This window comes from Streptomyces sp. MGP-BFMKR1, from assembly GCF_057766585.1.
This window is the reverse complement of record NZ_CM173408.1, coordinates 7,185,577-7,209,154: the sequence shown is the minus strand read 5'-3', so window position 1 is coordinate 7,209,154 and position 23,578 is coordinate 7,185,577. Positions and strand designations below refer to the sequence as shown.

Sequence of the window (23,578 nt, the reverse complement as noted above, 5' to 3'; positions counted from 1 at the left end):
CGGTTACTTCCCCTCGAAAACGGTGTCGGTGGTGGTGACGACGGCGCACTTGGCGGCGGCGTAGCGCAGGGCCATGGCGTGGTCGGCGGCGGAGAAGTCGGCGACGGCGTCGGCGACCAGGAAGGGTTGGATGTCGCGCATCCAGGCGTCGGCGGCGCTGAGCAGCACGCCGATGTGGGCGTAGACACCGACGATGACCAACTGGTCGCGGCCCTGGGCGGCCATCCGCTCGGCCAGGTCGGAGCGGACGAAGGCGCTGTACTTCCACTTGGTGAGCACGGTGTCGCCGGGCTCCGGTGCCACCGGGGCGGCGATGGCCCTGGCGTGCTCGTCGTCGGGCAGTCCCGGCCCCCAGAAGTCCTGCTGGAGCCCGCGCTCGGCGGGGCTCTGGCCGCCGGGCTGGGCGGAGTACACGACGGGCACGCCCAGGCGGGCGCAGTCCTTCTTGACCCGGGCGACGTTGGCGAGCAGTTCGGTCACCGGCGACGCGTCCTGGTCGAACGCGGACAGGAAGTAGTTCTGCAGGTCGTGTACGAGCAGTACCGCGCGGCTCGGGTCGACCGTCCAGGCCACCTTGTTGGCGGGCAGGTCGGCCGCGGCGGGCATGGGGTAAGGCGCGATGGCGGGCAGGGCCATGACGGGGCCTTTCAGGCTTCGGGTCGAGCGGGTGGAGCGGTGCGCGCCCCCGCCGGTGCGGGGTGGCGGCCCGCGGGGCGGCGGCGGGGCGTCAGGGGGTCGGGGCCGTCGCGGGCGGCGCTGCCCGCGACGGGTCGGCCGGCGCCTGACCCGGTTGCTCCGCCGCGCGGGCGGCGACCTGGGCGGCGATGGCCGCGCGCAGGTCCTTCTTGCTGACCTTGCCGACGCCGGTGCTCGGGAACGCGTCGATGAACTCGACCCGGTCGGGCACCTTGTACGCGGCCAGGCCGCGCTCGCGGACGAACTTCTTGATGGCGACGGGGCGCACGGGTTCGGCACCGGCCCGGGGTACGACGTACGCGCAGGTGCGCTCGCCGAGGTAGGCGTCGGGCATGGAGACGACGGCGACGTCGTGCACGGCCGGGTGGGCCAGGATGTGGTTCTCGATCTCCTCGGCGGCGACCTTCTCGCCGCCCCGGTTGATCTGGTCCTTGGCCCGGCCCTCCACCACCAGGTAGCCGTCCTCGGTCAGCCGCACCACGTCGCCGGTGCGGTAGAAGCCGTCGGCGGTGAAGGCGGTGGCGTTGTGCTCGGGGGCGCGCCAGTAGCCGCGGATGGTGTACGGGCCACGGGTGAGCAGGTGGCCGGTGGCGCCGACGGGCAGGTCGTTGTCCTCGTCGTCCACCACGCGCACCTCGTCGTCGGGCGAGATGGGGCGACCCTGGGTGGTGACGATGGTCTCCTCGTCGTCGTCCAGGCGCGTGTAGTTGACCAGCCCCTCGGCCATGCCGAACACCTGCTGGAGCGTGCAGTTCAGGGCGGGCCGCACGCGGCGGGCGGCCTCCTCGCTGAACTTGGCGCCGCCCACCAGGAGCACCTGGAGGCTGGAGAGGTCGTGTTCGCCCCGCCCGGCGGCCTCGATCCAGGCCAGGGCCAGGGGCGGTACGAGTCCGGTGAGGGTGACGCGCTCGCGCTCGATGAGCGGGAACGCGACGTCGGGGCTGGGCTGCGGGGCCAGCACGACGCGGGCCCCGGCGTACAGCGCGCCCAGCGTGCCCGGCGAGCTGAGCGGGAAGTTGTGGGCGGCGGGCAGCGCGCACAGGTAGACGCTGGCCTCGTCCACGGCGCAGATCTCGTTGGAGCCCCACAGCGAGTAGATGTAGTCGTCGTGGGTGCGCGGGATGAGCTTGGGCACGCCGGTGCTGCCGCCGGAGAGTTGCAGGAAGGCCAGGTCGCCGGGGGCGGGCGGGTCGGTGATCGGCACCGGATCGGCCGGCACGTCGGCCAGCGGGGTGTGCCCGCCCGCCTCGGCCGGGTCCGCCGCGACGAACACGTGCCGCAGCGTGGGCACCTGTTCGCGGACGGCGGTGGCCAGTTCGCGGTAGTCGAACCCGCCGTGCACGGCCGGGATGACGTACGCGGCGGCCTCGGTGAACTCGCAGAAGTAGCGCACCTCGCTCTCCCGGTGCGCGGGCAGCGCGAAGACGGGCAGCGCGCCGACGCGGAAGAGCGCGAACATCACCTCGAAGAACTCGGCGACGTTGGGGAGTTGCAGCACCACCCGGTCGCCCTTGCCGATGCCACGGGCCAGGAAGCCGGCGGCGAGCCGGTCGGCGCGGGCGTCCAGTTCGCCGTAGGTCAGGCGGCGGCCGTCCGGGGAGCCGGGCGCGGGCGCCGGGTCCACGATCGCGATCCGGTCCGGGTGGCGCTCCGCGCGCTCGCGCAGCATCTGCCCGAACGTCTCGCCGCGCCACCAGCCGGCGGCCCGGTACCGCTCGGCGAACTCGCTCGGCCAGGTCGGCGTACTCACTGGTCAACCCCCACCGCGTGCAGGAACGTCTGGAACTTCGCGCCGGTCTCGGCGGTCTCGGCCTCCGGCGTGGAGGCGGCCACGACGCCGGCGCCCGCGTACAGGCGCAGCGTGCGCCGCTCCGCCTCGGCACACCGGATGGTGACGACCCACTCGCCGTCACCGCTGGCATCTTCCCAGCCGACCATGCCGGTATACAGACCGCGGTCGAAGGGTTCGAGGTCGCCGATGACCTCGCGGGCCAGGTCGGTGGGGGTGCCGCAGACGGCCGGCGTCGGGTGCAGCGCGCAGGCCAGCTCCAGGGCGCTGGCGGCGCGCCCGTCGCGCTCGGCCAGCTCGCCGGTGACGGTGGTGGACAGGTGCCACATCGCGGCGGTGCGCACCAGGGTCGGCCGCTCGGGCACGTGCAGGCTCGCGCAGTACGGGGCGAGGGCGGCGCGCACCGCGTCCACGACGACGGCGTGCTCGTGCAGGTCCTTCTCGGACTCCAGGAGCGCGGCGGCGCGGCGGACGTCCTCGGCGAGGTCGGCGCTGCGCGGCGTGGAGCCGGCCAGCGGGTTGGCGACGAGCTGCCCGCCGCGCCGGCTGACGAGCAGTTCGGGGCTGGCGCCGAGGAGCGTGCGGCCCGCGCCGGCGGGCACGGCGAAGGTGTAGCCGCGCGGGTCGCGGCGGGCCAGCCGCTGCACCATGGCGGGCAGGTCGAGGTCGTCCGGCGAGGTGAGTTCCAGGGTGCGGGCGAGGACGACCTTGCTGAACTCGCCGCGTCGCATGCGGGCCACGGCCGCGGCGACGGCCGCCCCGTACGCCGCGGGCTCCGGCACCGGGCGCACCGACCAGCCGGCGGCCTCGGGCGCGGCGGCGGGCAGGGCGATCAGCGGGTCCTGGGCGAGCGGCGGGGCCCACTGGACGGCGTCGGGGACGGCGAGGGCCGCGGGTGCCGTGTGGTCGAAGGGCACGGCCCCGACCACCAGCGGCGCCTGGTCGCCGGCGCCGGCCTGCTCGGCGAGCGTGGCGGCGACCCGCTCGGGCAGCGGGCGGGCGTCGTGCGGGACCTCGGCGCGTACGCCGTGGGTGAGCAGGGTCCTGGTGGGCGAGGCGAAGAACCGGGCGTCGCCCGCGGGGTAGGCGTCGAGCAGGGCGGTGGCCGAGCCGACGGCGTCGGTGTCCACCGTGCGCGCGGGCCGCTGGGCGGGTGCCGTGCCACGGCCACTGCCGCGCGCCGGTCGCACCCGGGTCGTACGGGCCGCCTCGGCCGCCGGCTCGGCGCTCGCGGCGTGCTGGGCGGTGTGCCCGGCGCGGGGCACGGCGGGGTGCGGGGCGGGCCGCCCCGGCGTGGCATCCGGCTCGGACGGGCCGGATATCGGGCGCTCGGCGACCTCGTGTGTCGTCGTCACCTGCTACTCCATTCGTTCGGTGCGGGGGCACCGGTCGGGGTGTCGATGGGGCCGTTTCGCCCGGCGCGCGGGCTCGCGGGGCGGGGCCGGTCGTCGGGCGGGTCCGGTCGTCGGGCGGGGCCGGTGTCGGTCGCGGCGCCCGGCGGTGTCGGCGCGGCGGCGTACGGGCCGGCCGGCCGCCGGGCGGGGTCGCGGCCGACGCGTGGTCAGGCGCGCAGCGTGGCGCCGCCGTCCACGTACAGGTCGTGCATGGTGATGTGGCGGGCACGGTCGGAGACGAGGAAGGCGACGGCCTCGGCGATGTCGCTGGGCTCGGCGATGCGGCCGAGCGGGATGCCCACCCGGTAGGAGGCGGGGTCGCCGTCGATGACGCGCAACGGGGCCTGCGGGTCGGTCCACAACTGCCGCTGCATGGCGGTGTCGGTGGAGCCCGGCGAGACGACGTTGCAACGCACGCCGCTGCGGGCCAGTTCGAGGCCGAGACACTTGGTGAACATGGTGGCGGCGGCCTTGGACGCGGCGTACGCGGCCATGCTGGTGCGCGGCACCCCGGCCGCGTTGGAGCCGACGGTCACGACGCTGCCGCGGCGGCGCTCGCTCATGCGGCGGGTGACGGCGCGACAGGTGTGGAAGACGCCGGTGGTGTTCACGGCGAACGTCTGGCTCCAGTCCTCGTCGGTCAGCTCCGCGACCGGCGCGGGGCGCAGCACCCCGGCGACGTTGACGAGGATGTCGATGGGCCCCACCTGGTCCTCGACGACGGACACGACGGCGTCCACGGCCGCGCTGTCGGTGACGTCGGCGGGGTACGCGCTGACGCGCGGCGCCCCGTACTCCTTCTCCAGCGCCGTGACGCCGTCGGCGTCGCGGTCGAGGGCGGCGACCTTGGCCCCTCGGTCGGCGAGGGCCCTGGCCACCGCCTCGCCTATGCCCTGGCCCGCGCCGGTGACCAGCGCGATCCGCCCGGAAAGTTCTGGCTGCTGCACGGTGTTGCCCCCTCGGCGTGACCTTACTTAGGTAAGCCTAACCTAGCATGGGTTGCCCGCTTCGCCCCAGGTAGCGGGCCTGTCGCGGCACCGGGACGGCCGGCGACCCGGCCGCCTCCCGTACCCGTCGGAACGCCGCCCTCCGGGCGGGACGCGGTCCCCTCGCGTACCCGGGACCTCGCGAGGCACGCGGCGTGACGCCCCGTCGGAGCGCGGGGCGCGGGGGCGGGACGCCGCCCGTGAGCGGCCCCGCCCCGGCCGGACGCGACTACTTGCCCATCGCCTTCTCAACGTCGTCCAGCACCGACATGGCCGCCAGCGAACCGCCCAGGCTCGTCCACTTGGAGCCGTCGATCTGCGTCACGTGGCCGCTCTTGACGGCACCGAGCTGCTGGTAGGCGGGCTTCTTGCGCAACTCGCCGAAGAGGTCGGCGTCCTTGCCCTTGGAGGAGAGCGTGCCGATGAACAACCAGTCGGCGTCGATCTGCTGGATGTCCTCGTCGCTGAGCGGCGTCGAGTGCCCGGCGCCCTTCTTGTTCTGCAGCGCCGGCCGCTTGAACTCCAGGTCCTTGAGGACGTCGCTGATGAAGACGCCCTGCTGCATCACGGCGGTGCCCTTGGCGGAGTAGCGGGCCACGCTCACCGACGAACCGGCCTTGTCGCCCAGCGACTTCTTCACCTCGGCGACGCGCTTGTCGTAGTCGGCGAGGAAGGTCCTGGCCTCGTTCTGCTTGCCCAGCACCTCGCCGGTGAGGGTGAGCGCCGACTTCCAGTTCTTGTCCTTGCCCACCGTCATCACGGTCGGCGCGATGCCGCGCAACTGCTTGAGCACCTGGGCGTCGGCGATCTGGCCGGCCAGGATGACGTCCGGCTTGGCCGCCAGGACCTTCTCCAGGTCGGGGCCGGTGACCGCGCCGACGACCTCGATGTCCTTGGCCTTGTCCACCAGGTACTCCGGCGCGCCCTTCTGCCCACGGCCCGCCGTCAGGCCGACCGGCTGCACGCCGAGGGCGAGCGAGGAGTCGAGGTCCATCTCGCTGAGCACCACGACCCGCTCGACCTTCTCGGGCACCTTCACGTCGGCGCCGGTCACGTCCTTGACGATGCGGGACTTGCCCTTGTCATCCCCCTTGTCCGAATCATCCGACCCACACGCGGACAGCGTGAGGGCCGAGACGACGGTGAGGGCGGCCAGCGCGGTCAGCCGGGCGCGCGGGGAACGCGCCAGGCCCGGGCGGGAGGTGGGCGAAGAAGCGGACGAGGGGGACGGGGACATGCGGTTCTCCGAAGTGTCAGCCGGCGGAGGGCAGTTGCCACCACCGGTCCTGCCGTACGAGCCGCGCCGCTGGTCGCGACGGGAAGCCCGCACCACCGGGGCATGGCATTCGACGGGTGGGTCTGGCGACCCACCCGGCACCCCGGGTCAAGAGCGAGGTTAGGCTAACCTCATGTCCGTTGCGCAAGAGGCCGGGCCTCCCATCGACGTGACGAGGCCCACGCTGACCAAGTCCGTGCGGCCCAGGCACCGTCCCACCGCGTGGGCCGCCGCCGCACTCGTCGCGTTGTTGCTCGCCCTGTGTCTGCTGTCCCTCCTCATCGGCTCGGGCAAGACCCCGATGGGCCGCGCCCTGGACTACCTCCTCGGCGACCCCTCGGCCCGCGCGGACGCCGCGCTGCGGCTGGCCGTGGTGGACGTGCGGTTGCCGCGCACCATCGCCGCCGTCCTGGTGGGCACGGCGCTGGGCGTCGCGGGCTGCCTGCTCCAGGCCGTCACCCGCAACCCGCTGGCCGAGACCGGACTGCTTGGCGTCAACTCCGGGGCCGCGCTCGGCGTCGTCATCGGGCTCACCTACTTCGACGTGACGTCGGCCTACGGCATCCTCGTGTGGGCGCTGGTCGGCGGCATGGCCGCGAGCGCCGTCGTCCTGCTGCTCGCCGCGTCCGGACGGGCCACCACCTCGCCGCTGCGCCTGGTGCTCGCCGGCTCCGCGCTCGGCGCCACCTTCCACGGCATGACCTCGTACGTGCTGCTGGGCACCCAGTCCACCTTCGACGTCTACCGCTACTGGACCATCGGCTCGTTGGCCGGCGTGGAGACGCGCACCGCGCTGTCGATCGCCCCGCTGATCGTCGTCGGCCTGGTCATCGCCGTGGGCGCGAGCCGCCCGCTGTCCGCGCTGGCCCTCGGCGACGACAGCGCCCGGGCCCTCGGCCACCACCCGGGCCGCATCCGCCTCGTGGTGGCCGGCGCGGTCACGCTCCTCGCCGGCGCCGCCGTCGCGCTGGCCGGCCCGATCGCCTTCCTCGGCCTGCTCGCCCCGTACGCCGCGCGCCTGGTCACCGGACCGCGGCTGGCGGCCCAACTGCTGCTGTCCGCGCTGGTGGCCGCCAACGTCATGGTCGCGGCCGACATCGCGGCCCGTGTCGTCATCCGCCCCTGGGAGACGCCCGTGAGCGTGCTGCTCGCCCTGATCGGCGGACCGCTGCTGATCTGGATCGCCCGCACCAACCGCATGCTCGGCCTCGGCGCGCCCGGCGGTGGCGCGTGACGCCCCCCGAGGCGCGCCCGGCGCCCGACAACCGCGACCCCGACGCGCACCCGGCGCCCGACGCGCCCGCGCCGACCCCGCTGGCCCCGGCGGCCCCGACGGCCTCGCTGGCCGCGCCGGCGACGGCCCCCGCGGGCGGCGACGCCGCGCCGCGCGTCGCGCCGGCCGACAGCACCGTGCTGCGCACGGGCACCTGGTCCTGGCTCTTCCCGCACCGGGCCGCGCTCGTCTCGCTCGGCCTGGTCGCGGTCATCGCCGTCATCGTCGCGCTGGCCACGCTGGCCAGTTCGACCGGCATGAGCGTGGGCACCTCGCTGCGCGGGCTGCTGGGCACCGGCGACCGGCTGACCGTGATGCTCGTGCAGGAGTTCCGGCTGCCGCGCATCGTGGTGGGGCTGCTGGTCGGCGCCGCCCTCGGCATCGCCGGCTGCCTCACCCAGACCCTGGCCGGCAACCGGCTGGCCACCCCCGACATCATCGGCGTCAACGAGGGCGCAACCGCCGCCGTGGTGGCCTCCGTCGTCGGCAGCTCCACCGCCATGGTCGGCGACTGGTGGCTCGGGCCGCTGGGCGCGGCGGGCGCGGCGGCCCTGGTCGTGCTGTGCGCGGGCGGCGCCGGCACCCGCGGCTACCGGGTCCTGGTCGTCGGCATCGGCGTCTCCACCATCATCGGCGCCATCAGCGACCTGGTGATGTCGCGCCAGAACGACAACACCGCCGGCGGCGTCTTCCTGTGGAGCGTCGGCAGCCTCAGCGGGCGCGACTACGGCGTGGGCGAGCCGCTCGCCCTGTGCCTGCTGGTCCTGGTGCCGCTCGCGCTGGTCGCCGGGCGCCGGCTGGACGTCCTGCGCTTCGACGACGACGTGGCCGCGGCCCTCGGCCTCAACGTGCCCCTGCTGCGCGGCCTCACGCTCGCCCTCGCCGTCGCGCTGGCCGGCATCGCGGTCGGCATCGGCGGCCCGATCGCCTTCGTCGCGCTCGCCGCGCCGGTCATCGCGACCAAGCTGTACGGGCCGACCCGGGTCCCCGTCATCGGCTCGGCCCTGGTGGGCGCGGCACTCGTGGCCGCGAGCGACGCGCTGGGCCGGGTGGTGGCCCCCGTGGAGATCCCCGTCGGCGTCATCACCAGCGTGCTCGGCGGACCGTTCCTGCTGTGGGTGCTGTTCGGCGGCTCCCCCTCGCGAAAGGCATGACCGTGGAACTCGTCGTCCAACAGCTCAAGGCGGGCTACCCGGCAGGCACCCGGGGCAAGGCCGAACCCGCCCACCTCGCCGTGCGCGGCGTGGACCTGACCATCGCGCCCGGCCAGGTCGTCGCGATCGTCGGCCCCAACGGCTGCGGCAAGTCCACGCTGCTGCGCGCCATGGCCCGGCTGCACCAGCCGCACGCGGGCACCGTCACCGTCGGCGGCGACGACGTCTGGCGACTGCGCCAGCGCGACGCCGCCCACCGCGTCTCGCTCCTCCCCCAGTCCCCGCAGGCCCCGGAGGCGGTCACCGTCGCCGGCCTCGTACGGTACGGACGCCACCCGCACCAGGGCCTGTTCCGCCAGTGGTCGCGCGAGGACGAGCGCGCGGTGCGCGCCGCGCTGACCGCCACCGGCGTCGCCGACCTCGCCGAACGCCGGCTCGACCAACTCTCCGGCGGCCAGCGGCAGCGCTGTTGGCTGGCGATGGTGCTGGCCCAGGAGACCCCGGTGGTCCTCCTCGACGAGCCCACCAGCGCGCTCGACCTCGGCCACGCGGTGGAGGTCCTCGAACTGGTCCGCGAGGTGGCCACCGCCGGCCGCACCGTCGTCATGGTCCTGCACGACCTGACCAGCGCCGCCCGCTACGCGGACGTCGTCGTGGCCATGCGCGACGGCGAGGTGGTGGCCAGCGGCCCGCCCCGCGAGGTGGTCGACGCCGCGCTGGTGGAGCGGCTGTACGGGGTCCCGGCCGACGTGCTGGCCGCCCCGGTGGACGGCTCGCCGGTGGTGGTGCCGAGGGCGCGGGTGGCGGCGGGGCCCGAGCAGGCCCGGGAGCCCGACGCGCCCGAGGCAGCCGACGCCGCCCTGGCGAAGGCGGGCCCGGCTCCGGCACCGAAGAAGGCGGATCCGGCGCTCCCCGCATAGCGCCGGGAGCGGCTGCCCGGTGACTCACCGGGCTTCCTACGTGCTCTCGCGCTTCTCCTTCGGGGGGCGGAAGTGGCGGAAGGCCGCATCGGCCACCTTCCGGGCGCCGTCCAGTTCGTTGGAGTCAACGAACGAAGCCACGCCGTAGACGGCGCCGTCGGCGGCCTTGAAGTGGTACTCGACGACGTACCAGGGCGTCTCGTTCTCCATGCTCGACGAGTACTCCATGCCGCACTGGGTGCCCCCGCGTTCATCGGTAACGCATCCTCGGTCTTTGATCTCCTCGAAGCCGTTCTCCTGCCGGAGGCCCTCGATGGACGCGCTGGGGGTGGACTCGGGCAGGTCGAAGACCCGAAGGTACCGGTCCCCGTGGGGGTCGTCGTAGTCGATGTTGAACCTCCCGGTCGCCCGCGCCTCCGTCCGCTTCCATCCCTTCGGGACGGCCGTGCGGAAGCCCACCTTGTCGTCACAGACCTCGGAGGCGGGCAGCGGGTCCACGGACGGCTCGGAAGCGCCGGAGCCGTCGGCCGAGGCCGAGGAGGAGGCCGCCAAGGCGGAGCAGTCGGGCTTGCGGTCAGCGTCCGCGTTGCCATCGCCATCGAACCGCGACGCCCCCAGGACCGTCAGGACGCCGAGGACGAGGAACGTGGCGGCCACCGCCCACATGACGGGGCCGCCGAGCCTGTGCGGGGGTGTGGGCGGGGGCGGGTGCGTGACGGTGGGTCGCGCGTCGCGGTCGGAGCTGTCCCGCCAGCTCTGGGCGTCCTCGTCCCAGTAACGCCGTCGTTCGGTCATCGTGATCGCCCGTCACGTTCCCAGCAACGTGGCGACGGTCGCCGCCGAGGCCGCCACGGTGGACACCGCGACGGTGTCGGCGAGGAGGGCGCGCAGGCGCCGCAACCGGCCCTCACCCGCGCTCCCGGTCCGGGTGATCTCGTCCTCCGCGTCCGCCAGGGCCGCGTCGAGGTCCGCGCCCTCGTCGGTCGGCTCCGCGCCGGACAACTCGGCCCGCAGCCCCCGGAGGGCGGCCAGGAGTTGTTCCGTCGCCTCGTCGCGGGGCGGGGTGGCCCCGTGGTAGCTCCTGGCCTCCGCGTGGCTGCCGATGGCGAAGGTGCTACCGGACACCTCGCCGATGTGGATCTGGGGCTGTGGCTCTTCACTGGTCATGTCGGGCGGATCCCCTCCCCCGGCGGTGTCGGTCCGCCGCTCGTCGTGGCTCGGGCGTGGTCGCCGACGGCGAACGTGCTGCCGTCCACCGACCCGATGTCGATGTTGATGCCGCCGTTGCTGATGTAGATGACCTTCCGGGCGAACTCGTCCGTCTGGTATCCGGCTTCCGTGAGCGCCGTCTTCACGCCGTACGCGACGCGGTCCTGCACGCTGCGCAGATAGCGGTCGACGTCCATGGTCTGGAAGAGCGACCCGGTCGGCTGCGCGGCGAGTTCGCGTACCGAAAGGGCCGGCCCCTCGGGCGGCCCACCAGCGAACTCACCGGTGAGCCGGCGCCAGTTGCGCACCGAGCGGCGACCGAGCGCCACCAGTGCCTGGCCGGGTGCGCTGGCGGTCAGGGTGAGGATGTGGACCGCCTTGCCGAAGACGTTCTGGTTCACGAAGCGGTACGCCTCGTGGTCCGCCTCCTTGAAGTCCTCCCGGATGGGCAGCAGCACATGGGGCGCCACCTCCAGCATCAGCATGCGGCCCTGGGTGTGGACGCGCACGAAGACCGTGACGACCAGTTCCTCCTCCCAGCCGTCCACCCGAATCCGCAGGAAGTGCCGGCGCTTCTCGCCGCCCTCCTCGGTCGCCCGCTCCCGGTGCTGCTCAAACGAATCCTGGTCGTAGGGCGCGTGTTCACGCCGCGCCAGGCCCTCCACCGGGAGGAACACGCGCTCGTCGATCCGCAGCTGACGCAACCGGTCCCGTACGGCCCGTCCTTCCCGGGCGGGCGTCTCGGCCACCTCACGCAACTGCTCGAGAAAGGGGCGCATCGCGGCGAGGACGGTGCCGTTCCCGATCGGCTCCCGCTCCCGCTCCCGCTCCGGGGTCGGCCGCAACTCGACCGCCAGGACCCAGGTGTCGTACGCGGTGCCCGCACCACAGAACGGACGCGCCTCGTGGTACATGACCATGGGGGCGTACTGCTCGGTTCGGATGAGCTGCCTCAGCCGCTGGAACCGCCTCCCGGGGGCCCGCTCCGCCGGATCGCCTGCCGCGTCCGGGAAGCACTCGGGGGACAACTCGCCCCGCAGCACCCGGACGAAGTGCAGTTGCTGCCCGGCGACACAGGCTCCCATCACGAGCAGGGCGGCGAGCGCGAGCCACGCCTGCGGTGCGCTCGACGGCCCGCCCAGGTTCACGAGCGCGTCCCACTGGATGCCGCGCTGGGACCCCGCCCGCCCGGGCCCCACGTCGTCCGACACTCCGAAGCCGACGGCCAGGCTCCGGTAGACCAGGAAGGCGAGGAGGAGCCGGCCCGCCCAGCGCAGTCCGAAGGCGGGCAGGCGACGACGTCCCGGCGCGCCGGCGGGGCTCCGTAGCCGCCGCGCGAAGGTCAGCAGCAGTCCGGGAATCACCAGGAGCAGCAACCACCCACCGGAGGCCGCGGCCCCGACCACCAGCAACCCCAGCACACCCCAGGCCCAGGCCAGTTCCACGCGCCGGGCCCGCAGCGCGTGGGCCAGCACCCTGGCGGCGTCGAAGCCGAGCGAGGGTGCCACGACCCGGTGTTGCCTGAGGTAGAGCTCGTCGATGACGCGGTCTCGGTACGTCACGTCCAGATACGTCCCGGCGCACAGGAGGCGGGTGGCCTCGCTCGCGTGCGGGGCAGGTGTCTGCGGTGGTGCGCTGTTCGACGGAGGTCGCGGCTGTGGCGGCAGATAGGCGTTGCTCATGTCCCTCTCTACGCTCGGTGCGTCTCGGCACGCGGAACCGGCAGGGCGGGGCTCGTTCGCGAGAGCATCAGCATAGGAGTGCGCACCGACAAAGCCGAGCCGCGGCACCGCCCGCTATCGGCCAACTTCCCTGCCCAGGCGCCGTGTTGTGGCTGGTACGCCAGGGTGACGGCCACCGTCACGACCTTGACCGCTCGGCAGCCCGGCGCGCCCGCCGACCCAGGGGCGGGCGGGCACACCGTACGGCTCCGGGCTCCCGGCACAGCGTTCGGGCCGAGGCCCGGCCACAGGCGCCCTACGGCGCCAACGCCACCGCCCGCACCCCCGCCGGCTCGAAGCCGAAGACCTGCCCGTAGAGCGACAGTTCCGCCTCCAGCGCGCTGACGATGGTCTCCGCGCGCCGGAAGCCGTGGCCCTCGCCCGGGTAGGTGAGGTAGGCGTGCGGGATGTCGCGGCCCTCGATCGCCGCGAGGAAGCGCTCGCACTGCACCGGGGGGCAGATCGCGTCGTCGAGCCCCTGGAGCAGCAGGAACGGGGCGCGCAGGCGGTCGGCCTGGTGGAGTGGGGAGCGCTCGCGGTAGCGGTCCGGGACCTCGGCGAGGGGGCCGATCAGGCTCTCCAGGTACTGGGCCTCGAAGTCGTGGGTGTCGTCGGCCGCCCAACTCGCGAGGTCGAGCACGGGGAACATGATGGTGCCGCACGCGTACCGGTCGGTGCCGGTCAGCGACGCCGCGGTGGTCCAGCCGCCCGCGCTGCCGCCCCGGATGGCCAGCCGGTCGCCGTCGGCGCTGCCCTCGGCGGCCAGCGCCTCGGCGACCGCGGCGCAGTCCTCGACGTCCACCACGCCCCACTGGCCGCGCAACAGCTCGCGGTAGCGCCTGCCGTACCCCGTCGAGCCGCCGTAGTTGACGTCCACGACGCCGATGCCGCGCGAGGTGAAGTAGGCGATCGGCAGGCCGAGCACCAGCGGGGAGCGTCCGGTCGGCCCGCCGTGCGCCCACACCACGTACGGCGGCAGCTCGCCCTCGGGTGCCTGGTAGTCGGGGTTGCGCGGCGGGTAGAGGTGCGCGTGGACCTCCCGGCCGTCGGGGCCGGGGAAGGTGCGGGCCACCGGTTCGGGGTAGTACGCCGGGTCCACGACGTCCGTGTGCGGCTCGCCGACGACGCGGGCGTGGCCGGTACGGGTGTCCAGCTCGACCACCTCGTACCCGCTGGTCGGGCTCGCCGCCACGCCCACCACCCGGGTGCCGGCCACCGCGAGCGTCGGCTGCCACTCGCTCCACGGGCCGACCACGTCCACCGGCCCCGCCCCGGCCGTGCCGCCGCCGGCTGCCGTGCCGGGCTGCTGGGCCGGGTCGTCGTGCGGGCCCGGGTCGAGTATGCCGAGCGTGGTGACGCCCCGGCCGTGGATAACCGCGATCAGCCCGCTGGGCAGCGGCGCGAACCAGCGGAAGCCGACCTTCCACAGCGGCCCGGCGAACTCCTCGTCGCGCGGGCACAGGTTGACCGCCGCCCCGCTGTCCGGGTCCACCCGGTGCAGGTTCCACCAGCCGGTGCGGTCGCTCGCGGCGATCAGCGTCCCGTCGGCGGCCCACTCGGCCTGCGTGATGGACTCGCGCGGGCCGCCGGCGAGGGTCCGTACGCCGGTGAGCGCGCCGTCCGCGCCCACGTCGGCGATCTTCAGCTCGGTGCCGTCCCACGGCATCCGCGGGTGGTCCCAGGCGATCCACACCACCCGCCGCCCGTCGGGCGAGCGGCGCGGGCCGGTCAGGAACCGGTGCGCGTCGTCGGTGAGTTCGCGCACGGCGCCCCGGTCCCGCGCCGCCGAACCGTCCAGCGGCACGGCCGCCAGCACCCGGCGCACGTCGCTCGGGGCCGGGCCGGTGAACTCCTCCAGGACGCACCACACCTCGTCCCGCTCGGGCACCAGCACCGGATCGACCCAGCGCAGCCCGCCGCCGACGGCGGACACCGGGGTCAGGGGGCGCGGCTCGGCGGCGCCCGCGCTGGCACCGGCGTCGGCGGCGTCGGGCTCGTACGCGTACAGCCGCTGGTCGTCGAAGTGGCTGAAGACCAGCAGCGGCCCGCCGGTGGCGCGCGCGACGGCGGCCCAGGGCGCGCCGCCGTACTCCATGACCCGGCTGCGGACGTTCCACGGCCGGGCCAGCACCGGTTCCTCGGCGCCGCCGGGGCGCCGGCGCACCAGCGTGCGCCGGCCGCCCTCCGCCGGGCGCGGGGCGGTCCACCACACCTCGTCGCCGACCACGCCCACATGCTCGGGGCTGCCGTCGTGCGCCGCGGTGAGTGCCGCGTCAATCGGGGACCGCCAGGCTCCGTACGGGGCCGTGGACACCATTTCTCATGCCTCCCGCAGAAAGTGATCGAGGACGCGGACGCCGAAGTGCAGGGCCTCGACGGGCACCCGCTCGTCCACGCCGTGAAAGAGCGCCGCGTAGTCGAAGCCCGGGGGCAGCTTCAGCGGTGAGAAGCCGTACCCGGTGATGCCCAGGCGCGAGAACTGCTTGGCGTCGGTGCCGCCCGCCATGCAGTACGGGACGACGTGTCCGTCCGGGTCGAAGCGCTCGACGGCCGCGCGCATGGCCGCGAACGCGGGCGCCTCCACCGGGGCCGACAGCGGCACCTCGCGGTGGTGGTACTCCCATTCGACGCCGGGTCCGGTCAGCGCGTCGAGGGTGGCCTCGAACTCCGCCTCGCAGCCGGGCAGCACCCGGCCGTCGACGTAGGCGGTGGCGCTGCCGGGGATGACGTTCACCTTGTAGCCGGCGTCGAGCATCGTGGGGTTGGTGCTGTTGCGCACGGTGGGGGCGATCAGGTCGGCGGCGCTGCCGAGTTCGGCGAGGAGGGCGTCCACGTCGAAGTCGGGGGCGTCCAGCTCGGCCTTGACGCCGTAGAGCTGGGCCAGTTCGGTCAGCGCGCTGCGCACCGTCGGGGTCAGCCGCACCGGCCAGCGGTGCTCCCCGATGCGGGCCACGGCGGCGGCCAGTCGGCTGACCGCGTTGTCGTGGTTGATCTTCGAGCCGTGTCCGGCCCGGCCGCGCGCGGTCAGCCGCAGCCAGGCGGTGCCCCGCTCGCCGGCGGCGACCGGGTAGAGGCGGCGCACCCGCTCGGCGCCCGGCGTGGTGCCGTAGTAGGTGAAGGCGCCGGACTCGCTGACGCCTTCGGTGCAGCCGGCGAAGAGGTCCGCGTGCCGGTCGGCGAGGAAGCTGGAGCCGGCGTCGGCGCTGTCCTCCTCGTCGGCGGTGAAGGCGAAGACGACGTCGCGCCGGGGGCGCAGGCCGAGCCGCTGCCAGGCGCGGACGACGGCGACCATCATCGCGTCCATGTTCTTCATGTCGATGGCGCCGCGGCCCCAGACCACGCCGTCGCGGATCTCGCCGGAGAAGGGGTGCACGCTCCAGTCGGCCGCCTCGGCGGGCACCACGTCCAGGTGCCCGTGGACCAGCAGCCCGGGCGCGGCGCGGTCGTGGCCCTCGACGCGGGCCACGACGTTGGTGCGCCCGGGCGCCGCTTCGAGCAGGTGCGCCTCCACGCCCGCGTCGCTCAGCCGCTCGGCCACGTACTCCGCGGCCGGCCGCTCCCAACAGGAGCCGCCGCCCCGGTTGGTGGTGTCGATCCGGATCAGGTCCGAGGTGAAGCGCACCACCTCGTCGAGCGCCTGCCCGTCGAGGGCGGGCCCGCCCGTGGTGTCGTTGCCGCCTCGCGTCGGCGTCATGTGTCTCCCCCGCTCAGCCGTACTGTTCCTCGACCGCCGCCGATACGACGGTGGTCACCGCCTTGAAGCAGCGGATGCCCTCGTACATCGTCGGCGAGGTGTACGCCACCCGCCGCTCGCCGCGCCGCTCCACGCCCGGCACCACCGTCGCGGCGCCCGCCAGGTGCTCGGCGTCGAACTCGACCACCACCTCGTGCGGCCCGGCTCGCTCCGGCTCGCCGCGCGCGGCCAGCGCGGTCGCCTCGCGCGCCGCGGCCCGGATGTCGGCCGCCGTACGGGCCGGGGGGCGGCAGACCGCGGCGTACCGCGACACGTGGTCCTTGACCGCGACCATCCGCGCGCGCGGGGCGTACCCCTTGGCGTCCTCGCAGGTCAGGTCGTCGCCGGTGACCAGGACGACCGGCACCCCGTACTCGGCGACCACCAGCGCGTTGAGCCGGCCCTCGCTGGCCCGCACGCCGTTCACCCATACGCCGGTGATGGAGTTGGCCAGGTAGGTGTGGGCGAGGACGCCCTCGCTGCCGGCGCCGGTGTGGTAGCCGACGAACGCGATGCCGTCCACGTCGCCGTGTTGCACGCCCTCCACCATGCTGAGGCTCTTGTGCCGGCCCGTGAGGAGCAGGGCGCGTTCGTCCAGTCGCTCCAGGAGCAGGTTGCGCATCGTCCAGTGCGCCTCGTTGATGAGCACCTCGTCGGCGCCGCCGTCGAGGAAGCCGAGGACGGCCGCGTTCACGTCGGAGGTGAACAGCGCGCGGCAGCGTTCCCACTGGGGCGTGCCGGGCAGGACGTCGGCGGGCCAGGTCACGCCGGTGGCGCCCTCCATGTCCGCGGAGATGAGGATCTTCACCATTAACCCGTTCTACCGCAGGCGGAAGGGGCCGCGCACGAACCCCGACGTCAGTTGTTCGCCGCCGGCACCCGAACACCCCACCGGCCCCCGCTCGGCCCGGGGGGCGCGCGGACCGGCGCGGCGCGCGCCGGACGGCCGGCCGGATACGCCGGCACGACCGTGCCCCATGATGACCCGACGCGCCGGGTCGGCGCACCCCCTGTAACGGCCCGCGTCCCACCGTCTCGCGGCGTGGGGCCACCCCGGGCGCGGGAACGCGCGCCGGGTCGGCGGGCCGCCGGAGCATCCGCCGGGGCGCGGTGGATGCGGCGGGGGCGGGCGGAGACCGGCTCGGTCCCGCCCGCCCCCGTCCCGGGGCCCGGCCGCGCGCTAGTCGCGGTTGGCGGGCTCCAGGTCACGCTCGGCCGCACCCGTCTCGTCCGGCTTGACCGGCGTCGGGAGGGGCTGCGCGTCGCCCTCGCGCAGGCCGATCTTGGCGTGCAGCGCCCGCAGCGGGCCCGGTGCCCACCAGTTGGCGCGGCCGGCGAGCCGCATGAACGCGGGCACCAGGGCGCCACGTACCAGCGTGGCGTCCATGAGGACCGCGAGCGAGAGGCCGACGCCGATGGCCTTCATGTAGCTGATGGAGCTCATGATGAAGCCGAGGAAGACGATCGCGATCAGCACGGCGGCGGCGGTGACCGTCGACCCGGTGTGCTCCAGGCCGCGCGCCACCGCCTGGGTGTTGTCCTTGGTGAGGTCGTGCTCCTCCTTGATCCGGGAGAGCAGGAAGACCTCGTAGTCCATGGACAGGCCGAAGGCGACGCAGAACAGCAGGATCGGCACGGTCCAGGTGATGGTCCCGGTGACCGCGAAGTCGCCGACGATGCCCTCCAGGTGGCCGTTCTGGAAGCCCCAGACGAGCACGCCGAGGGTGGCGCTCAGGCTCAGGCAGTTGAGCACCAGCGCCTTGAGCGGCAGCACGATGCTGCCGGTGAACAGGAACAGCACGATGAACGAGCTGATCGCGATGACACCGAGGCCCAGCGGCAGCTTGTCGTTCATCGACTCGATGGCGTCGTGCAGCTCCGCCGCCGGGCCGCCCACCTGCACGTCGTACGGGGCGTCGACGGCGCGGATGTCCTGGACGAGCTGGCGACCCTTCTCGGACAGCGACTGGCTCTTGGGCACCACCGACAGGTACGTGCTGTCGGCGACGCCGAACCGGTCGGCGGCCGGGGTCGGCGGGGCGACGCGCTGGCCGCCGGCGAAGGTGCCGATCTCGGTGTCGACGCGGGCCACGTTGTCCAGCTTGGACAGCCGCTCGGCGTAGCCGGCGACGTTGCCGCGCTCGCCCTTGCCCGGCGTCTCGTTCAGGACGACGTTGAGTGCCTGCGTCTCCTGGGCGTTGAAGTCCTTCCGGAGCGTCTCGCCCACCTGGCGGGACTGGGTGCTGGTCGGCAGCACCCGCTCGTCGGCCAGGCTCATCTTCAGGTCGAGGAACGGCGCCCCGAGGAAGAGCAGCAGCCCGATGACGACCGCGGCGATCGGCACCGGGAAGCGCATGACGGTGATCGCCGTACGGTGCCAGAAGCCCTCTTCCGGCCTGGGCGTGGTGGGCTTCTTCTTGCCCAGGATGCGGCCCTTGTCGATGCGCGGGCCGAGCGCCTTCAGCAGCGCGGGCAGGAAGGTCACCGACACCAGCGCGGCGAGCAGCGCGGTGGGGATGCCGGCGTAGGCGAAGGAGCGCAGGAAGTAGAACGGGAAGACGAGCAGCGCGCCCATGGCCAGCGCCACGGTGACGGCGGAGAAGACGACGGTGCGGCCCGCGGTGCGCAGCGCGATGGAGATGGCCCCGTCGGTGTCCACGCCGCGCCCGAGTTCCTCCCGGTAGCGTTTGATGAGGATGAGGCTGTAGTCGATGGCGAGGCCGAGCCCGAGGCCGGTGGCGACGTTGGTGGCCATCACGGAGACGTCGGTGAACAGCGTGAGGATACGCATCGTCAGCAGCACGGAGACGATCGTCAGACCACCGACCATGAGCGGCACGGTGGCCGCCACCAGGCTGCGGAAGACGAAGAGCATCACGACGAGCAGGATCGGGAAGGTGATCATCTCGATCTTGACGAGATCCTTCTCCGTGATGTCGAAGATCTCCTTGTTGGCGAGGACGGTGCCACCGATCTCGACCTCGACGCCGTCGACCTTGCCCTCGTACCGGTCGGCGAACTTGTCGAACCGGTCCTGGACCTCGTCCTCGTTGCCCAGGATGCGCGCCATCACCAGGGCGCTGTCGCCGTCCTTGCCACGCAGCGACTCGGCCTTGCCCAGGGACCAGTAGGAGACGGCCTGCTCGACGTGCGGCTCCTTGCCGAGGCGGGCCGTGATGTCCTGGCCGGCCTTGGCCACCTCGGGGGCGTCCACGCCGCGCTTGTCGGTGATCAGCAGGGTGAGGTTGGGGGCGCCCGCGTGGAAGCGTTCGTCCATGACCTCAGCGGTCTTGGCCGACTCGGTGGAGCTGTCGACGAAGCCGCCGGAGGACAGCTTGGAGATGACTCCGCCGCCCAGCGCACCCGCGACGAGGAAGAGGACACCTGAGAGATACAGAACGAGTCTGCTGCGACCGGAGGTGAACCGGGCCAGGGAAGCGAACATCTGACAATTCCTTCAACTCGAACGATCGACCGCGGTGACTGGCGGCGGCCAGGACGACGGCGGCGCATGTCAGAGCCGCCCGTCCACGCACTGTGGAACAAGCTGCCCCTGTGGAACAGTCTGCCCCACAGGTCCTGGGCCCGCTACCGGACCCCCCTCCCCAGCCGCCCCACCAGCCGCCTGGGACCCACCGAACGGAGCGCGCCCGGCGCCGATCACCGCCCGAACGGTCCGACATAGCCCTGGGTATGCGGATATGACCGAACGTCACGTTCGGTCGGGGTGTGGGCGACGGCACACGCCCCGCCCGCTCCGTGGACTCCCACCACCACCGCCGCGACCCCGCCCGGGGCACCAGGCGCCATGGCACCGGGGCGCGCCGGCCCGCACGGCGACGCGCCGCGCGCCCCTCGCCGCGGGGTCGGGTCCGGGCAGCACGGCAGCCCGGCGAGCCGGCGAGCCGGTGGCCCGCCGGGCCGGTCACGGTCGGTCAGGCGGCGCGCGTCACCAGCCACCACGCGGACGGCAGGACGATCAGCGTGCCGTCCGGGGCGTGTTCGGTCGTGGTGAGGGGGAGTTCGCCGCTCGCCAGGCAGCGCAGCCGCGCGGCGCTCAGCAGGTCGGGCACGACCTGGTCGGAGACCTCGCCGGGGGCGATGCCGTGCTCGAAGACCGCGGCGAGCTTGGGCGGCGGCCCGTCCGGCCCGCTGGCCAGGCCCCGCAGCACCCGGCCGGCCTCCTCGGCCAGTTCGACGACGAAGGCCCGCCCGCGCGCGCCGGTCAGCACCGCGATGGCCTCGGCGACGCGCGCCAGGTCGCGGCTGTCGCACTGGTGCAGCACGCCGCGCAGGTAGATGTTGGCGTCGCCGAGTTCGGCGTGCAGCGCCCGTACGGCCGGCAGGTTGGCCGCGTCCAACTGCCGGTAGCTGGCCACGCCCGCCGGGTCGTCGACGCGGGCGCGGGCCACGGCCGCGTGCGACAGGTCCACGCCGATCACCCGGTCGAAGTGCTGGGCCAGGTAGCGGCTCTGGGTGCCGTTTCCGCACCCGACGTCGAGCAGCGGCAACTCCGGGTCGAACTCGCCCTGGAACAGCGGCAGGTGCAGCCCCGCGGTGTGCTGCGCCGGAGCGTCCCACAGGATGCCGCCCGGCTCGGTGGGGGCGTCCCGCCAGTACTCTTCCCAGGCCCGTACGTAGCCGGTCGACTCAGTCATGCCCAATTGCTACTGGCCGGGGCCGACCGGCACAAGCGGCCGATCGAAAGTTTCCCCATTCCGCCACCGGCCAGCCGCCGTCCCGCCGCCCGCGTCGCTGCCTGCCGCCACCCGGGCCCGCGCCCACCCGTCCGCCTGCCGGCCGGCCGGCCGACCGGCGCCGGACGCGGGCGCCGGTCGCGGGTCGCGGGTCGGTACAGCTAGCCCAGTGACTGTTCGAACCAGACCGTCTTGCCCTCGGCCGTGCGGCTGGTGCCCCACTCGCTGGCCAGCCGGCTCACCACCCGCAGCCCGCGCCCGAACTCGGCGTCGGGCGCGGCGTCCAGCAGCGCGGGCAGCGTGTGGTCGTCGTCGCGCACCTCGCACAGCAGCGCGTCCGTGCGCACCAGGCGCACCCGTACGACCTGCCTGGCGTGCCGCACCGCGTTCGTCACCACCTCGCTGACCAGCAGCTCGGCGGTGGGCACGGCCTCGTCCAGGCCCCAGCGGCACAGTCGCTCGCGGACGTAGCGGCGCACGGCGCGCACCGAGCGCGGCTGCGGGGCCAGCTCCCAGTCGGCCACGTCCTCGGCGGCGATGCCGTTCAACCGGGCCATGAGCAGGGCCACGTCGTCCTTGCGCCCGCCACGGCCCCGGTTCAACGTCCCGGCCAGCGAGCGGATGATGGTGTCGCAGGCGTCGTCCATGGAGGCGGCCGGGTGGGCGGCGGACTCGCACAGCGCGGCCAGGCCCACCGCGATGTCCTCGCCGCGCACCTCGACCAGGCCGTCCGTGCACAGCACCAGCCGGTCGCCGGGCTCGACGGGCACCCGCACCGTCTCGAACGGCACGCCGCCCACGCCGATCGGCGCGCCCGTGGGCAGGTTGAGCAGCTCGCTGCGACCGTCCCTGGCCCGGACGAGGACGGGCGGGATGTGTCCGGCGTTGGCGATGGCCAACTCGCCGCCGATCGGGTCGTAGACCGCGTACAGGCAGGTGGCCAGGTAGTGCTCGCCGAGCCGTTGGGCGAGGTCGTCGAGGTGGCGGAGCAACTGGGTGGGCGGCATGTCCAGGCCGGCCATGGTCTGCACGGCGGTGCGCAACTGGCCCATCATCGCGGCCGAGTTCAGTCCGTGCCCCATCACGTCGCCGACCACCAGGGCGGTGCGCGAGCCGGGCAGCTTGACGCTGTCGAACCAGTCGCCGCCGACCCGGCCGAGCCGGGTGCCGGGCAGGTACCGGGTGGCGGTGTCGCAGCCGGCCATGCGCGGGGCGATGTGCGGCAGCATGCTGTCCTGGAGCGTCTCGGCGACGTTCTCCTGGTGGGTGTACATCCGCGCGTTGTCGAGCACGAGACCGGCCCGCGCGGCGAGTTCGGCGCCGGTGACCCGGTCCATGTCGTTGAACTCGGGCCGCTCCTGGTGCCGGAGCAGGATCATGAAGCCCAGCACCACCTGGCGGGCCTTGAGCGGCACCACCAGCATGGAGCGGTTGTTGATCAGCGGGCTGATGTCGCGCTTCTCGAACTGCGCGGCGATCGCGTTGCCCATCTGCTCGGAGATGCGCGGCACCAGGACCGGCTGGCCGCTGGTCATGCACTGGAAGAACGGGGTGTGCACGGGGAAGGGCATCGACTCGCCGACCGGGATGACGTCATCCCAGCGGCCCGGTTCGTCGTTGTGCTCCACGGCCACCCGGTGCCACATCGTGGTCGCGTCGGGCGGGCCGTCCGGGAAACCCTCGCCGGCGACGACCTGTTCGCGCAGGTAGGTGCCCGCCACGTCGGTGAAGCGCGGCACGACCGCCGCGCTGACCTCCTCGATGGTGCGGGCGAGGTCGAGCGAGGTGCCGATGGCGCCGCTGACCTCGTTCAGGAACTCCAGCCGCTCGCGGACCGCCGCGTACTCCAGGTCGGAGGCCAGTTCGGCGGCGGCAGCGGCGGCCGTCCGCGGGTCCGCCGCCTCGTCGCGGACCACCCGCTCCAGCCGGGCGCGCCGCTCGACCCGCTTGGGCACGCCCCAGTCGGGGGTGACCGGTACCCGCTCGTGCTGGCTGATCTCCAGTACGGGGTAGCCCAGTTCGAGCACCTGCGCCACGATGCGGGCGCTCTCCTGCGGGCTCATGCTGGGCAGGATCTCGGGCAGCCGGCGGGCCAGCTCCCGCGCCTCGCCGAACTCGGTGTGCAGCGCGAACCCGGGCGCCACCCGCTCGTGCCAGTCCCGGTCACCGGCCAGCCGCCGCGCGTCGGCGGCCAGCAGCAACAGCCGCTCGGGCCCCGGCCCCACCAGCGGGTAGGCCCACCACAGCACCTGGCCGGGGCCGCGCTCGGTGGCGGCCAGGTGCGCGCGGCCCGCGGTGGGGTAGCCGGACCCGCCGGTCAGCGAGAGGTCGAGGGAGGGGCCGAGGCCCGCGAAGTCGGCGAGATCGGCGAAGTCGGCGAGGGCGCCGCCCTCGTCCGAGGCGTCGGCGTCCGAGGCGTCGGCGGGCCGCGGTCCACCGCCGTCTCCCCGGCCGTCGCGGTCATCGCGGCCGTCGCGGAACGCGCCGGAGACCGGCATGAGGTCCACCGCGGGCGCGCCCACGGCCTCCTCCCGGTCGTAGCCGAACAGCTTGCGCGCACCGATGCTCCAGTGCGTGACGAGCCCGGCGCCGTCCACCACGACCACCGCGAGCGGTATCCGCCCCGGGGCAGGCGACCGCTCCGCCCGGGCCGGTGGCTCCGGGGTCACCCTGTCGTCGCCCTCACCCGGCGACGCGCCGTGGTCCATTGGCGAAGTCTCCTTCGTACGC

Annotated in this window: 17 protein-coding genes; 3 read left to right on the top strand and 14 right to left on the bottom strand. The window is 74.1% G+C overall.

What is annotated here, in order from left to right; translation table 11 throughout:
• Window positions 1-3: 3 nt before the first annotated feature.
• From AC3CHW_RS28955 to AC3CHW_RS28935, 5 genes are all read right to left on the bottom strand, one after another.
• Window positions 4-636 carry an isochorismatase family protein gene (locus AC3CHW_RS28955; protein ID WP_488468396.1) on the bottom strand — a complete coding sequence of 211 codons (633 nt, stop codon included), beginning with the start codon at window positions 634-636 and terminating at the stop codon, window positions 4-6.
• A 91-nt stretch (window positions 637-727) separates the two neighbouring features.
• Window positions 728-2,446 carry a (2,3-dihydroxybenzoyl)adenylate synthase gene (locus AC3CHW_RS28950; RefSeq protein WP_488468395.1) on the bottom strand — a complete coding sequence of 573 codons (1,719 nt, stop codon included), beginning with the start codon at window positions 2,444-2,446 and terminating at the stop codon, window positions 728-730.
• Window positions 2,443-3,615, bottom strand: a complete 1,173-nt coding sequence (dhbC, locus tag AC3CHW_RS28945; RefSeq protein ID WP_488471201.1) for an isochorismate synthase DhbC — start codon at window positions 3,613-3,615, stop codon at window positions 2,443-2,445. Before dhbC ends, AC3CHW_RS28950 begins: the two co-directional genes overlap by 4 nt.
• A 431-nt stretch (window positions 3,616-4,046) precedes the next feature.
• Window positions 4,047-4,826, bottom strand: a complete 780-nt coding sequence (locus AC3CHW_RS28940; protein ID WP_398609988.1) for a 2,3-dihydro-2,3-dihydroxybenzoate dehydrogenase — start codon at window positions 4,824-4,826, stop codon at window positions 4,047-4,049.
• Between the two features lie 268 nt (window positions 4,827-5,094).
• Complete coding sequence (locus tag AC3CHW_RS28935) at window positions 5,095-6,102, bottom strand: ABC transporter substrate-binding protein (protein ID WP_488468394.1); 1,008 nt, start codon at window positions 6,100-6,102, stop codon at window positions 5,095-5,097.
• 172 nt (window positions 6,103-6,274) lie between these two features.
• Between AC3CHW_RS28935 and AC3CHW_RS28930 the strand changes: the two genes are divergently transcribed.
• The 3 genes from AC3CHW_RS28930 to AC3CHW_RS28920 are packed head-to-tail and all read left to right on the top strand — an operon-like array spanning window position 6,275 to window position 9,488.
• Window positions 6,275-7,375 carry a FecCD family ABC transporter permease gene (locus AC3CHW_RS28930; RefSeq protein ID WP_398609986.1) on the top strand — a complete coding sequence of 367 codons (1,101 nt, stop codon included), beginning with the start codon at window positions 6,275-6,277 and terminating at the stop codon, window positions 7,373-7,375.
• Complete coding sequence (locus tag AC3CHW_RS28925; RefSeq protein WP_488468393.1) at window positions 7,372-8,568, top strand: FecCD family ABC transporter permease; 1,197 nt, start codon at window positions 7,372-7,374, stop codon at window positions 8,566-8,568. Before AC3CHW_RS28930 ends, AC3CHW_RS28925 begins: the two co-directional genes overlap by 4 nt.
• A 2-nt stretch (window positions 8,569-8,570) precedes the next feature.
• A complete protein-coding gene (locus AC3CHW_RS28920; RefSeq protein WP_488471200.1) occupies window positions 8,571-9,488 on the top strand; it encodes an ABC transporter ATP-binding protein in 918 nt (305 codons plus the stop codon).
• A gap of 36 nt (window positions 9,489-9,524) precedes the next feature.
• Here the strand turns inward: AC3CHW_RS28920 and AC3CHW_RS28915 are convergent, their stop codons facing one another.
• From AC3CHW_RS28915 to AC3CHW_RS28875, 9 genes are all read right to left on the bottom strand, one after another.
• Window positions 9,525-10,283 (bottom strand): hypothetical protein, encoded by a 759-nt coding sequence (locus AC3CHW_RS28915; protein WP_488468392.1) that lies wholly within the window; start codon window positions 10,281-10,283, stop codon window positions 9,525-9,527.
• A gap of 12 nt (window positions 10,284-10,295) precedes the next feature.
• The gene (locus AC3CHW_RS28910; RefSeq protein ID WP_398609984.1) at window positions 10,296-10,655 is read right to left on the bottom strand and encodes a hypothetical protein; all 360 of its coding nucleotides are present in this window, start codon (window positions 10,653-10,655) and stop codon (window positions 10,296-10,298) included.
• Window positions 10,652-12,379: a hypothetical protein gene (locus AC3CHW_RS28905; protein WP_488468391.1), complete on the bottom strand. Its 1,728-nt coding sequence runs from the start codon at window positions 12,377-12,379 to the stop codon at window positions 10,652-10,654. Before AC3CHW_RS28905 ends, AC3CHW_RS28910 begins: the two co-directional genes overlap by 4 nt.
• Window positions 12,380-12,674: 295 nt before the next feature.
• A complete protein-coding gene (locus AC3CHW_RS28900) occupies window positions 12,675-14,735 on the bottom strand; it encodes a S9 family peptidase (protein ID WP_488468390.1) in 2,061 nt (686 codons plus the stop codon).
• A 3-nt stretch (window positions 14,736-14,738) separates the two neighbouring features.
• Window positions 14,739-16,112, bottom strand: a complete 1,374-nt coding sequence (locus AC3CHW_RS28895; protein ID WP_398609981.1) for a M20/M25/M40 family metallo-hydrolase — start codon at window positions 16,110-16,112, stop codon at window positions 14,739-14,741.
• A gap of 13 nt (window positions 16,113-16,125) precedes the next feature.
• Window positions 16,126-16,959, bottom strand: a complete 834-nt coding sequence (locus AC3CHW_RS28890) for a M55 family metallopeptidase (protein WP_398610085.1) — start codon at window positions 16,957-16,959, stop codon at window positions 16,126-16,128.
• 372 nt (window positions 16,960-17,331) lie between these two features.
• Window positions 17,332-19,596 (bottom strand): MMPL family transporter, encoded by a 2,265-nt coding sequence (locus AC3CHW_RS28885; protein ID WP_488468389.1) that lies wholly within the window; start codon window positions 19,594-19,596, stop codon window positions 17,332-17,334.
• 490 nt (window positions 19,597-20,086) lie between these two features.
• A complete protein-coding gene (locus AC3CHW_RS28880; RefSeq protein WP_488468388.1) occupies window positions 20,087-20,809 on the bottom strand; it encodes a class I SAM-dependent methyltransferase in 723 nt (240 codons plus the stop codon).
• Window positions 20,810-21,009: 200 nt separating this feature from the next.
• Window positions 21,010-23,556: a SpoIIE family protein phosphatase gene (locus AC3CHW_RS28875; protein ID WP_488468387.1), complete on the bottom strand. Its 2,547-nt coding sequence runs from the start codon at window positions 23,554-23,556 to the stop codon at window positions 21,010-21,012.
• Window positions 23,557-23,578 lie beyond the last annotated feature (22 nt).

Excerpts from the sequence above, each read along its gene's own strand:
- AC3CHW_RS28955 (WP_488468396.1), bottom strand. The coding sequence starts at position 636 with ATGGCCCTGCCCGCCATCGCGCCTTACCCCATGCCCGCCGCGGCCGAC.
- AC3CHW_RS28935 (WP_488468394.1), bottom strand. The coding sequence starts at position 6,102 with ATGTCCCCGTCCCCCTCGTCCGCTTCTTCGCCCACCTCCCGCCCGGGC.
- AC3CHW_RS28930 (WP_398609986.1), top strand. The coding sequence starts at position 6,275 with ATGTCCGTTGCGCAAGAGGCCGGGCCTCCCATCGACGTGACGAGGCCC.
- AC3CHW_RS28915 (WP_488468392.1), bottom strand. The coding sequence starts at position 10,283 with ATGACCGAACGACGGCGTTACTGGGACGAGGACGCCCAGAGCTGGCGG.
- AC3CHW_RS28910 (WP_398609984.1), bottom strand. The coding sequence starts at position 10,655 with ATGACCAGTGAAGAGCCACAGCCCCAGATCCACATCGGCGAGGTGTCC.
- AC3CHW_RS28905 (WP_488468391.1), bottom strand. The coding sequence starts at position 12,379 with ATGAGCAACGCCTATCTGCCGCCACAGCCGCGACCTCCGTCGAACAGC.
- AC3CHW_RS28900 (WP_488468390.1), bottom strand. The coding sequence starts at position 14,735 with ATGGTGTCCACGGCCCCGTACGGAGCCTGGCGGTCCCCGATTGACGCG.
- AC3CHW_RS28895 (WP_398609981.1), bottom strand. The coding sequence starts at position 16,112 with ATGACGCCGACGCGAGGCGGCAACGACACCACGGGCGGGCCCGCCCTC.
- AC3CHW_RS28885 (WP_488468389.1), bottom strand. The coding sequence starts at position 19,596 with ATGTTCGCTTCCCTGGCCCGGTTCACCTCCGGTCGCAGCAGACTCGTT.
- AC3CHW_RS28880 (WP_488468388.1), bottom strand. The coding sequence starts at position 20,809 with ATGACTGAGTCGACCGGCTACGTACGGGCCTGGGAAGAGTACTGGCGG.
- AC3CHW_RS28875 (WP_488468387.1), bottom strand. The coding sequence starts at position 23,556 with ATGGACCACGGCGCGTCGCCGGGTGAGGGCGACGACAGGGTGACCCCG.